This window comes from Azospirillum terrae, assembly GCF_053470425.1.
Genome location: NZ_JBPXMR010000012.1, coordinates 103997 through 115969, shown reverse-complemented (window position 1 = coordinate 115969; position 11973 = coordinate 103997). Strand labels below are relative to the sequence as shown.

Below are 11973 nucleotides of genomic sequence, written 5' to 3'. Positions count from 1 at the left end.
TGACCAGCCGGTGCGTCTCTTCCATATCAGCGGGAGCAGCGGCGTATCTACACCGATCCGGTCAGGCTGGCGTAATTCAGCGAGTCGGTGGTGTTGCGGTGCTTGAAAACCTCCGCGTTCCGGACTTCCTCGTTCTGATTGCGGGTGTGCTTGTGGTAGCCACCGGTCCTGATCAGCGTGCTCTCGTCCAACTGGCAGTGCAGCACCTCGTTGAGATAGGCGAGGCCTTTCTTCACCTCGCCCTCGAACTGCTCGCCGGGCATGGTGGTCATGTTCACGACGAAGTCCTGCCGCTCGGTCACGTCCATCAGGAACTGGTGCGGGTCGGTGACGTGGCCGTGCTCCAGCGCGTGCTTCCACATGCCGGTGGCCGGCAGCGGCAGCAGGAAGCCGACGCTGGGATAGACCTTGGTCTCCTCGCACATGCGGAAGGTGTCGGCCAGCGTCTCCGGCGTCTCCTGCGGGTAGCCGACGACGACGCTGGTGCTGCACGTGACACCCGCTTCGCGCAGCACGCGGACCTGTTCGCGGAAGAAGTCGGCGCGCACGCGCTTGTTCATGGCGGTGAGGATCTCGTCGTTGCCGGACTCCAGCGAGAAGCCCAGCGACATGCAGCCGGTGCGGGCGAACTTGTCGGCCACCCGGCGGCGGTCCTCCTCGGGCACCTCGTCGCGGCCCAGCAGGTCGGAGCGCACAGCCGCCGTGTAGTGGATGCCGAGGTCTGCCGCCTCCAGCGCATCCAGGAACTTCTCGGTCGGGCCGATCTTGTGGAAGGACAGCTCATCCCAGAAGTTGATGTAGTTGGCGCCGTACTTGGACTTGAGGTGCTTGACCTCCGCGATGACCGACTCCACCGAGCGGTGCCGGTACGGGTCGTGCCAGAAGACGTAATGGCAGAACGTGCACTTGAAGACGCAGCCGCGCGCCGTGTTCACCGGGAACACCACCGCCTCGTCGCGGCCGTAGCGCCAGACCTCGCCGCGCGCCGTCTCGCGGCCCCGCTTGATGTAGGTCTCGACGTCGAACAGATCCCAGTCGGGCCAGGGCAGATCGTCCACCGCCTTGGCGGCGGTGCGGCGGTCGTTCTGCACGACGCGGCCCTGCGCGTCGCGGAAGACGATGCCCGCGATGCCGACGCCCTTCAGGCACGCGGGGTAGGAACCGTTGTCGTGCGGCACGGGGACCGCCGGCTCGACCGCGGCGCCCAGCGGCTTGCCGTCGCGCAGCGCCTCCAGCACCTCCACGATGGTGATGTCCCCCTCGCCCAGGACGACGATGTCGACCGGGCTGTGGTGGAACAGGATCTCGGGGATCGAGGAGCCGACCGAGTTGCCGACGATGACGGTGCTGCCGGGGTTGACCCGCTTCGCCGTCTGCACCAGCCAGCGCACCCAGCGGTAATGCGTGACGATGGAGCCGACCGCCACCACGTCGTACTTGCCCTTGGCGAGGTACGCCTCGACCTGAGCGTCGGTGTAGTTGTTCGCGTCGATGTCCAGGATGTCGAACGCGAAGCCCGCGACCTTGACCGCGGTCACCACGTACCCCAAGCCCGGCGGCAGATAACGGTGGGAGGCTTCGGGCCGCAGGCTGGGATTGACGAAGAGGATCTTCATGGGTCTATCGCTCCACTTGCGGCCGCTCCGATGACCGCGCCGAACAAGGGCACGGCACACGCTCGACCACCGGAACAAGTAAAGGATCTTCCTTAATGGAATGTAAAAGCGTAGTCCTAGCAATAGGCTACGCCTCGGTCGGTAGGAAAAACCGGGAACCGGAGAGAACACAACGTGGCCGGGTGTCCGTGACTACACCCGGCCCTTCCAGCGCTCGATGGTGCGGTAGCCGCCCAGGCCCAACAGCCCGGCCAGCAGGCTGGTCAGCACCTCGGTCTGGACCTGCGGCAGCGGCGTGCCCGGCGACCAGAGGGTCAGCGCCCAACCCAGGAGCGGGTACACCACCGTCTCCATCGCCAGCCCGAACAGGCACAGCCAGCCGGTCGCCGGCCGCCAGCCCGACTTGAACAGGCTGTCCGAGCCGGCCTCGATCTCGTTCACCCGGCTCTGGCGCTCGTCGCTCTCGCGCATCACCGCCAGCAGCAGCGTCGCCCATTCCGCCTCGGCCGCCGCTTTGCCGGCGGGGTCGGGGATCAGATTGAGCAGCCGGCGCACGAAGGCGTCGGCCAAGGGCAGCGCGGTGGAAACGGCGGCGGCGGCGAGCCCGCCGATGGCGATGCCCATGTCATTTCTCCAGGCGGTAGAAGACGTGGTTCTCGATGAACGCGAGCGGCAGATGCCCCTGCGCCCACGTGGGCGGCGTCATCATGTGCAGGGAATGGTAGTGGTCGGCGCCGCCGGTCACGTCGGGCAACCGGCCCTCCTCGGCCTGCGTCGCCAGCCGGTAGGCGGTGCGGTACGCCTCGTTGTACGGCGTCACGTCGAGCATCTTCGCCCGGTTGGGGTCGCCGTCGAGCCAGCACGAGAACTGGTGGGGCTTCAGGCACACCTCGGTCACGTCCCTGCCCCACCAGCGCGGCCGGCTGGCGCGGTTCTGGACGACGTTGATGACCGCCTGCATGCCGCGCTCGCCGTCGCCGCGCGCCTCGCCCCAGGCGGTCAGCGCCAGGATGCGGCGCTCTGGGAAGGTGGCGGCGATGATCTCGTTGGTGAGCCCGTTCATGGCCGGCGCTCGCCTAAGTGCTTGAGGTCCGCCTTCACCGTCGCCACGTCCTCGCGGATCGCCTGGGCGATGGTGCGGATCTCGCCCTGGAACTGGAGGCGTTCCCGCTTGTCCTCGGCCTGCGTCCGCTCGATCTGCACGAGCCGGTACTCGTGGTTGGACAGCGTGCCGGTGACGCTGGCGTAGAGCCCGCCCAGGCCGGTCATCAGCGTGACGATGATCGAGATGTGGCCGGCGCTGATCTCGCCGGTAAAGCGCGGAGGGACCATGGCATCCTCGGAGCTGGTTTGCCCAAGGGTGCCCTGCCCCACCCCACACTTCTATGCACGCCCAGCTAGTAGTGTGCGCTAGGCGGTCCCTTATGTATGTAGCCGAGCTGGGGCCGCATGTTCCCACTCATTCACTGAACTACAAACGATACTATCTTCCTGGAGCGTCCCGTCAGAAATGGAATGGGCGGAGCATCCCCCGCCCAACCCCTGGAATAATTCCACTGGTCAGCCGCCAGAGACGGGATGCGCTTTCACCTTGCATGCGTACCCAGCGGGGATCGGCTCAGTCTTAGGCTTCTTGAGATCACTGAAATCAGGATAAGAGAACTCCAAGCCACCATCGCGCAGAACCCTCACGGTCACCTCCGACGACATGTAGGGTACAACGACAGATCCTGGCCCTGAAACCGGCGAGCAAATCATATTCATCATAGCAGAGGGCTCAAGCTGGGGAGTAGCAGCACACCCAGACAGCAGCGCAGCCAAACCGACGAAAACAATGGAACGCATAAGAGCCTCTCTTTAGCATTTGCACCGCCCCCTTTTTAGGGCATGGCCGCTCGCCGATGAAGCCCCGATTTCTCTATATCGGCTGAACCAGAGACATAAAATCATTTGTACAATAACAAATACGTCGGGTTCGACGGCCCCCTCCCAACCACATACGTAAAGATCTGTTCGGCGCACACCACTAGAGGACCGGGAAGCTCGACAACACGGGGACCGTGCTGGCCGTCATGCCGCGCCCGGTGCGCTTCGACACCCGCACGCCGAGGATCAGCCCTCGGATGCCGGCGCCGACGCGGATGCGCCCCTGGCTGGCGTTCAAGGCGTGGCCGGCGGTGAACACCAGCCCGGCCGAAGCCGCCGTGGTCAGCCCGGCGTAGCCGCGCACCGTGCCGTTCACCCGCGCCGTCGCGGCGTACTGCACCGCCCCCAACGCCGGGTGGGCGCCGCCGCCGCCGTCCACCGTACCCACCAGCAGGCGCAGGTCGGTGGCCGTGACGCCGACCGCGAAGCCGTTGGCCCCGGCGGCGTCGCGCAGGTCGAACAGCGTCGCACCCCCCAGCACCGCGTCCGGCCGCCAGATCACCTCCACCGCGGCGTCGGCGGTGCCCACCGCCAGATCGGCGTGCGCCACCTCGATGTAGGAGGTCAGCAGCCCGTCCAGGCGCACCGCGCGCCGCCCGGTCGAGCCGTAGGCCACCATCTTGGCGCCGCCGGCCAGCGCCACCGTCTTGGCGCGGAGCTGGTAGTCGGTGTCCACCAGCAGCGCCGAGCCCGCCGGCCCGTCCGCCTGGACGATGCAGATGGTGCCCGGCACCGAGCGCGGCTCGCCCATCCCCACCCCCGGAACGGCCGACGGCGGCGCGGTCGGCGGTTGCAGCGGCGGCGTCACCACCGGCCCCACCCCGTCGATGGTGTTGTCGTGGATGGTGATGGAGCCGATCAGCCCGGCCTCGACCAGCACCGCCGTCTTGCCGCCCGTGACGATGGTGTTGCGGTCGATTTCGATGGCCGGGTAGGTCGAACCGAAGTTGTAGACGGCGATGGGGCCGAACGTCGTGCTATCGGCCCGCTGCCCGGTCAGCGCGCAATCGTTCTGGGTGACGCGGATCGGCCCGGCGCCGGGGGAGCGGTCGCCGCGCAGGCCGATGGAGTTCCGCCCGGTGTTGCGGATCTTGTTGTTCGCCACGTAAGCCGAGGAGTGGATCTTCATGCCGTGGCCGCGCGGCACGTTGTTGATGTCGTTGCCCTGGATCACGCAGTCCTTGGCGAAGCACTCGATGGCGTGGCGTTCCGCCGCGGTGTCGCCCACCACCCCCTTGGCGACCGAGTAGAGCCGGTTGTTGGTGAGGCGCAGGTTGACGTGGCGCGGCGCCGTCGTCGCCGTCCCCTCGTCCACGTAGATGCCGTCGTTGCCGGTGTCGTGCACGAAGCAGCCGGTGATCTCCACGTCCTGGGTGCCGGTCTGCGACAGGTAGATGCCGATGCCGTTGGGGCTGGTCACCTCCACCCCGTTGAGGCGCAGGTTGCGCGCCGAGACGATGTGGACCGAGCCCTGGACGAGGCCGCCGATCACCTCGCAGTCGTTCCAGCTCGGGTCCACCGAGGCGTCGATGCGCAGCTCCGGCACCCCGGCGTTGTCGAAGTTGGTCGGGATCGTCTGGCCGATGTAGCTCTTGGTCGTGGTGAAGGGCATGTCCGCCTCCTTAAAGCCGGGTGCCGGCGACGCTGATCTGCGGCGGCGGCGTGATGACCCCCTTCCACAGTTGGGTCTTGTACTGGTCGTAGCGGTTGGTCTGGACGGTCTTCCAGTCGTTGCCCCAGATGCCGCCCGTGTCGCCGCTGGTCGGGCTCATCGTCCACATCGTCCAGCTCATGCCGACCTCGCCGGCCCCGAGGAACATCTGGCCGTCGCCGTTCAGCTCGCCGTTCAGGTAGCGGTGCAGCGCGGCGATCCAGGTGAACTCCTTGGCCTGCCCCACCGGGTCCTCGAACTTGGCGCCCAGCTCGCCGACCAGGATCGGGAAGCGCTTGGCCCGCCACAAGGCGCCCCAGAAGAAGTCCCAGATGCCGGTCTGCGCCCCCCAATTGGCCGGGCCGAACATGTTGGCCGGGAAGCTGGCGGCGTTGTGCCACGGCTTCGGCCCGACCAGATACGGCCCGTACTCGTGGGTGGACAGCACCAGCTTGTCCATCCGGCTGAGCGCGATGGGCCGGGTGTCGAAGTCGTGCAGGTTGCCGCCCCACCAGCCCCACGCCTCGCCGCCCTGGCTGAAGCTGATCTCGTTGCCCTCGATCACCGCCAGCACGTTGGGGTTGACGCTGTGGATGGCGTTGGCGATCTGCTCGGCCTGCGGCGCCCAGAGGCTCCAGTTGAAGGCCCGGCCGTTCGGCTCGTTGTGGATGTCGCAGCCCATCACCGCCGGGTTGCCGAGGATGTCGGGGTGGGTGACCAGCGTCTTCCAGTTGTCGATGATGTTTTGCAGCGTGAAGCCGTCGCCGGCCAGGAAGTTGACCTGGGTGCCCGCGCCGGAGGAGGCGTTGTTGCGGTGGTGGTCCAACAGGATGTAGAGGCCGATCTGCCGGGCGTAGCGGCAGGTCAGCCCGAGGATGTCGATGGGCTTGAGGCCGATGAACTCCGGGTTCGGGCCTTCCGCGAAGCCGTGCCGGGTGCGCGTCGAGACGACGGTGCTGTCGGCGAACGGCAGGCGCACGAGGTTGAAGCCGAGCGCCTTGATGTCGTCGAGGATGGCCTTGTAGTTGCGCGCCGTGTAGCCGCCCGGCAGAAGGCCGAAGGTGTTGGCAGCGTCGTTCCACTCGGCGCCGTTGAGGTTGGCCCCGGTGAAGCGCACCGGCTTCATCGCGCCGTCGAGGATCTGGTTGCCGCTGACCAGAAAGCCGCCCTTGGTCGCCGGGTAGGACGAGGACGGGGGCGTCGAGCCGCCGCCGCCCACCGTGCCAGCCGGCCCCATGGCGATGCCGTCCACCCCCATCAGCTCGTACTTGAGGTCGGTGAAGCCGACTTGGAAGGCCGGCGAGCCGATCTTGAGCCGCCAGTTGCCGTTGGCGCTGTCGGTGAACTGCGGGTCGGCCGCCACGTCGCCGGCCCCGGTGTAGACGGCGCTGCGGTAGACGCAGTTGGTGGCGAGGGTGAAGACGCCCGGCGTGATGAGCGCCCAATAGTCGGTCACCGCGGTGGTGGCGTAGACGACGTTCTTGCGCACCGTGTTGTTGTCCGGCACGCCGATGGTGCCGGCCAGCGGGCTGTGCTCGATGCGGATGGCCGCCTCCTGCTCGGTGGCGATCACCATCACGTTGTTCTCGACGAGGTTGTTGTCGCCGCCGTGGATGAACACGCTGGCCCAGCTCGTGCCCTTGATGAAGTTCTCGCGCACGGTGGCGCCGTTGGTCTGGTCGTCGAGGAAGACGCCCCAGCCCTTGTAGGGCGTCAGCCAGCCGCCCGAGCTGTTGGTGGCGAGCCCCACCACCCCCTCGATCCAGTTGCCCTTGACCGAGAGCTGGGTGTCGCCGTTCGAGCGCCCCAGGCTCTCGACGCCGGCCCCGTCCGCCGTCTCGCGGCAGCAGTTCTTGATGACGTTGAACTCGACGACGTTGCCGGTGTGGGCGTTGTTGGCGTTCCAGTCCTTGATCGACACGCCGTAGCGCGCCGAGCCGTCGATGTCGTTGTAGCGGATGACGTTGCGGTGCACGCCGTTGGCGCCGACCGCGGCGGTGTCCTTGCGCACCTCGCCCATATCGGTGAAGGTGTTGGCCTCGATCAGGTTGTCCGACGCCTGGGCGTCCAGGTAGATGCCCCACCAGCCGATGCTCTTGAACGAGCAGTTGATGACCCGGTTGTTGTTCGACGCGCTGATCTGGAGTGCGGTGCCGACGCCCAGCCAGTTGCAGCCGTCGAACGTGTTGCCGGTGGCGCCGCCCTCCAGGCGGATGAACTGGTCGGTGTACTTGCCGTGCTTGAAGGTCAAGCCCTTGAAGGTGACGCTCTGCGTCCCGGCCAGCGTCATCAATCGGCCGATGCGCGGTGCGTAGACCCCGGTCGCCTCGAACGAGCCCGGCGCCGCCGGCTTCATCACCAGCTTGCCGTCCGAGGCCCGCCAGCCGAACTCGCCCGTGTTGCGGATGTTGGCGGCGCGGTTGAGGAAGCGGAAGGTGCCGCCCGCGCGCACCGCGTACTGCACGGCCGAGGCCAGCGTGATGGTGGTGGTGGCGGTGTCGATGCTGGTCACCCCCGTGATGGCGTCGGCCAGCCGGTCGCGGTCGAAGGTCTGGATGAGCACGCCCGTGTCCAGCTCGGTGGTCGCCACCTGACCGCCGATGAAGCGCACCGTGGTGGTGGTGCCGTCCGCGGGCGCCACCAGCCAGCCGCTCTTGTACGGGTCGGCCGGGTTGTAGACGCCGCTCTGCGCCGGCTTCTGGCGCACGTCGCCGACGAACAGGTCGAGGCTGGTCTGCGTGGTTGCCAGCGCGTAGAGCCCCGCCCCTTCTGAAGCGAAGCCGGTCAGCTTCTCGCCCCCCGACAGGATCGGCGTCTCGCCGGGGTAGGCTTCCCAGGTCGTCCCGTTGTCGGCAGTGTTCAGCGTCATCTGCGTGGTGAAGCGGTAGGTGCCGCCGCGCACGATGGTGCGCTTCAGCCCGCTGGCGCGCATGGCGTCGCGCGCCTTGCCGAGCGTCAAAAACGGCCCGTCCGTGTTGCCGACGTTGGGCTCGGCCAGCAGGCCCGTCCAACTGTCGTTGCCGTTGGTCGCCACGTAATACGCGCTGCCGGTGCCCTTGCGGTCCCACACCCGCACGTAGTCCACCTCGAAGGTCTGCGTCGAGCCGTCCGGCGGCCCCACCCAGCCCGCGGTGCCGCCGACCGCCATGTTGACGATGATGTAATGCGGCTCGTCGAAGCCGGCGTTGGCCGGCGTCGCCCGCTGGAAAATCTGCTGGCCGTCGAAGTAGTAGGTGAGGAAGCTGGGCGTCCACTCCAGCCCGTAGGTGTGGAAGCCGGCGCGCAGGTCGGGCAGGTTCTTGATGAAGTTGCCGACGTAGCCCTGCTCGTCGCCGATGGAAGTCTGCCCCGAGCCGTCGTTCCAGTGCGCGTTGATCGGGTACTCGTTGGGGAACTTGGAGGCGAACTCCATCACGTCCAACTCGGGCAGCGTCGCCAGATCCTCGGCCATCAGCCAGAACGCCGGCCAGAAGCCCAGGCCGCCGGGCATCTTGCAGCGGATCTCGAAGTAGCCGTAGGTGCAGGAGAACTTGCCGCGGGTCTGGATGACGCCGGAGGTGTAGGTCTTGCCGTTGGTCAGCCCGGCGGTCGGCGTGCCGGTGATGCGCAGGTTGCCGCCGACCACGGAGAACGGGTTCGGCCCGCGGGTGTCGCCAGCCTCGACGTTGACGTACTGCGCGTACTCGCTGGAGTTGGCCGGGTCGGAGCCGTTGCCCCAGGCCAGCCGGGTGTTCCACTTGTCGGTGGTGCTCCGCGGGTCGAAGGTGGCGAACGTCTCCTCGAACAAGAGCGTCGGCTGCGTGGTCTGCGGCGGCGGCGCCCCCACGCCGGGGCCGAAGTCGGCGGTGTAGACGGTGGTGCCCACCGCGGCGTGGAAGCCGTCCACATAGCCGTCCAGGCAGTCGTTGGTGCCGTCCGCCGTGCCGATGAGGGCGAAGTCGGCCTTCAGGTCGGTGGTCACCCCGGCCTGGGTGAGCACGGTCTTGCCCTCCAGGCGGATGGTCAGCGTGTTGCCGGCGTCGCGCGCCACCCAGACGTGGGTGTGGGCGTTCCCCGGCACCGCCTGCGTCGTCGTGTAGACGGTATCGGCGCTGGCCGAGGTGCCGGTGACGTACTCGTAGGCGCCGCGGTCCACCACGCTCTCCAGCGGCCGGCTGTAGCCGAGCAGGTCGGCGGCCGGCGCCTCGGTGGCCGAGCCGGCGTTGCGGGCCGGCGAGGTGGCGGCGAGCCGGTAGTTGCGCGCGGCCACGTCCACGAACTGCGGGTCGGTGGTCAGCGTGTTGGCCGGCGTGGCGCCGCTGGTCAGGCTGTACTGGCTGGCGCAGTTGAAGATCGTGTTGTTGGCGTAGGTGCTGGAGGTGACCGAAGCGCCCTCCTCGAAGAAGGCTTGGTTGGTGGTGTTGAGGATGATGTTGTTGCGGCAGCGCACGTTGGTGGTCGGGCCGGGCCAGGAGTTGTAGCTGGAGCCCAGCCCGGCGTAGCCGAAGTAGACGCCGTACTTGGCGCCATCGACGATGTTGTTCGCGACGATGGAGTTGCGCGGGGAGTGGTAGCCGTGCAGGCCGACGCCGACGCACTGGTAGATGAGGTTGTTGGTCATCGTCGCTTCGCCGGTCCAGTAGATGGCGTGCAGCGTGGACGACGTGCCCCCCAGCGGGCCGATGCGGTAAATCTCGTTGGCGTTCGCCACTTGGCCCAGCTTGTTGTAGAAATACTCCAAGAGGATGCCGGCGCCGCCGCCGGCCGGCGCGCTGGTGTTCATCGAGATGTCGTGGACCTTGTTGTAGTCCACGTGGCTGTTGGTGCCGGCGCAGCTCAGCCCGAAGCGCCAGCGCGTGCCGGTGGTGTAGGTCGAGCCGTCGCACTCGAAGCCCAGCGTGTGCACGTAGTCGCCGCGCGTCTCGAAGCCCTGGTCGCGCGTCGAGCCGGCCGGGTGGACGATCTTCGCCCCGTGCCGGGTCTTGGCGTAGAAGACGATGGGGTTGGAGACGGTGCCGTTGGTGGTCTGGAGGACCGAGCCGTCGTAGCTGCCGTTGGCGAACTCCACCGCGGTGCCGGCGGTCGCCGTGCTCGCCGCCTTGGAGAGCGTCTTCCAGGCCAGCGCCGGGGTGGTGCCGTTGTTGGCGTCGTTGCCGTTCACCGCGTCCACGTAGCGCGTGGTGGTGATGCCGCTGGGCAGGATCGGCCACGCGGCCGGCGTCGGCCCGCTCAGCACGCCGCCCTTGATGCGGACCTCCAGGGTGTTCGCCGCGGTGCGGGCGATCTGGTAGCAGCCCGGCGAGGTGCCGGAGGAGAACAACACCTGACGCGCCGCGTCGGTGGTCGGAAACACGTCCATCCCCAGCCCGAACACCTTGGTGCCGAAGGCGAACTCGGCGAACGGCGTGATGCGGGCGTGCTGCTTGGAGGCGCGCAGCAGCTTCAGCGAGGTCTGCCCGTAGCGCGCCTGCGCGGCCGACAGCGAGGCGCCGTTCACCGCGGTGATGGCCTTGGCGTCCTGGCCGGAGCGCGAGCGGTCGAGCGGCACCGCGCCGTCGTTGGCGTTGGGCTGGAGCAGCAGGATCGAGCGCATCGGCTCGGTGTCGGCGCCGAAGCCCTCGGCGAACATGGCGCCGCCCGAGGGGAACAGGCCGTTGTCGGTCAGATTGACGGGGTTGGTCATAGCCGTCCCACTCCGATGATCGAGCGCCGGAACTGGCTGCGGTATCCGCGCCGGCTCGGCGTGTGAGGGGAGACGTGCCCGGCGAGATAGGCCCGCACGTCGTTGAAGTGGCAGTCGCAGCCGTTGGCGTTGTCGGTGCCCACCCGCCAATCGGTGGCCGCAAGGTCGAGCGTGGAGGCCCACGACAGCACCACGGCGCCGTTCACCTTCAGCACCATGGTCAGCCCCTCGCGCTCGACCGCCGCCTCGACCCAGGTGCCGTTCACCGCGGCGACCGCCGTCTGCGTGCGCAGCGTGCCGTCGTTGACGTTCCACTGGTTGGAGGCGTTGAGCTGGACGACGAGGGCGTCGTTGTCGAAGCGCGCCACGTCGCGCACACCCGTGTGGGCAGACGGGCGCACACGAAAACGAAAGCCGAAATCCTCAAGGCCCACAGCAGGCACGGAAACACCCAGGTATTGCGTGCCCGTGCAGGCAATAGACGTGCCATAGGCGAAGCTCTGGGCTGATGAGCAGGTCGCGGTGGCGGCGATGGTCCGCCCGGCCACCAGCTCGGCCGCGAAGGCGCCGCCGTTGGTGCCGTTGCCGGCGACCGCGAAGTACAGCGCGTCGTAGTCGGGGTCGGTCAGCTCCTCGGCGCGGGCGCCGATCCAGCCGAAGTTCTCGCGGGTGCGGTCCAGCATCAGATGTCCGTCACGATGGACCACGCCAGCCACAGCGCCACCTTGTTGGCGTTGGTGGCGCCCACCGGCTTGATGGCGATGGAGTAGTTCTCCAGGAGCGGCGCTTGGCGGATGACCTGCTGGCCGAGCGTCGCCGGCACCGGCAGGTTGGTCGGCCCGCCCAAAGCCGTGGTGCCCAGCGCGTCGTTGGCGGTGGTGGTGGCGGTGATGCCGGTGTGGTTGCAGATCGGCGTGCCGGCGCCCGCGTACAGCTCGATGGCGACTTGGTAATCGTTCGAGCCGTCGCGGCTCCACAGCCACAGGTCCCAGAGGATCTGGTAGGTGCTGTTGTTGCCGTTGCCGAGCACGTTCTCGAAGGTGTCCGCGTTGGGCAGGATCAGCCCGTAGAGGAACTTCTTGATGGTGGTGGGCGCCTTGAGGTTCGGGTTCGCCATG

Annotated in this window: 8 protein-coding genes; all 8 read right to left on the bottom strand. The window is 67.8% G+C overall.

The features are described 5' to 3' along the window. Positions 1-47 precede the first annotated feature (47 nt). Positions 48-1616 carry a B12-binding domain-containing radical SAM protein gene (locus ACSVDD_RS23930; protein ID WP_448191920.1) on the bottom strand — a complete coding sequence of 523 codons (1569 nt, stop codon included), beginning with the start codon at positions 1614-1616 and terminating at the stop codon, positions 48-50. A 192-nt stretch (positions 1617-1808) separates the two neighbouring features. Beyond that, positions 1809-2240 (bottom strand): 3TM-type holin, encoded by a 432-nt coding sequence (locus ACSVDD_RS23925; protein ID WP_448191919.1) that lies wholly within the window; start codon positions 2238-2240, stop codon positions 1809-1811. A 1-nt stretch (position 2241) separates the two neighbouring features. Continuing rightward, positions 2242-2679, bottom strand: coding sequence for a cell wall hydrolase (locus ACSVDD_RS23920; RefSeq protein WP_448191918.1), 438 nt, complete (start codon positions 2677-2679; stop codon positions 2242-2244). Continuing rightward, a complete protein-coding gene (locus tag ACSVDD_RS23915; RefSeq protein ID WP_448191917.1) occupies positions 2676-2948 on the bottom strand; it encodes a hypothetical protein in 273 nt (90 codons plus the stop codon). The genes ACSVDD_RS23920 and ACSVDD_RS23915 overlap by 4 nt, the downstream gene beginning before the upstream one ends. A 694-nt stretch (positions 2949-3642) precedes the next feature. After that, positions 3643-5154, bottom strand: coding sequence for a right-handed parallel beta-helix repeat-containing protein (locus ACSVDD_RS23910; RefSeq protein ID WP_448191916.1), 1512 nt, complete (start codon positions 5152-5154; stop codon positions 3643-3645). Between the two features lie 10 nt (positions 5155-5164). Beyond that, on the bottom strand, positions 5165-10855 hold the full coding sequence (locus ACSVDD_RS23905) for a cellulase family glycosylhydrolase (RefSeq protein ID WP_448191915.1): 5691 nt from the start codon (positions 10853-10855) through the stop codon (positions 5165-5167). After that, the gene (locus tag ACSVDD_RS23900; protein WP_448191914.1) at positions 10852-11538 is read right to left on the bottom strand and encodes a LamG domain-containing protein; all 687 of its coding nucleotides are present in this window, start codon (positions 11536-11538) and stop codon (positions 10852-10854) included. The genes ACSVDD_RS23905 and ACSVDD_RS23900 overlap by 4 nt, the downstream gene beginning before the upstream one ends. Next, positions 11538-11972: a hypothetical protein gene (locus ACSVDD_RS23895; protein ID WP_448191913.1), complete on the bottom strand. Its 435-nt coding sequence runs from the start codon at positions 11970-11972 to the stop codon at positions 11538-11540. The genes ACSVDD_RS23900 and ACSVDD_RS23895 overlap by 1 nt, the downstream gene beginning before the upstream one ends. Position 11973: the final 1 nt, after the last annotated feature.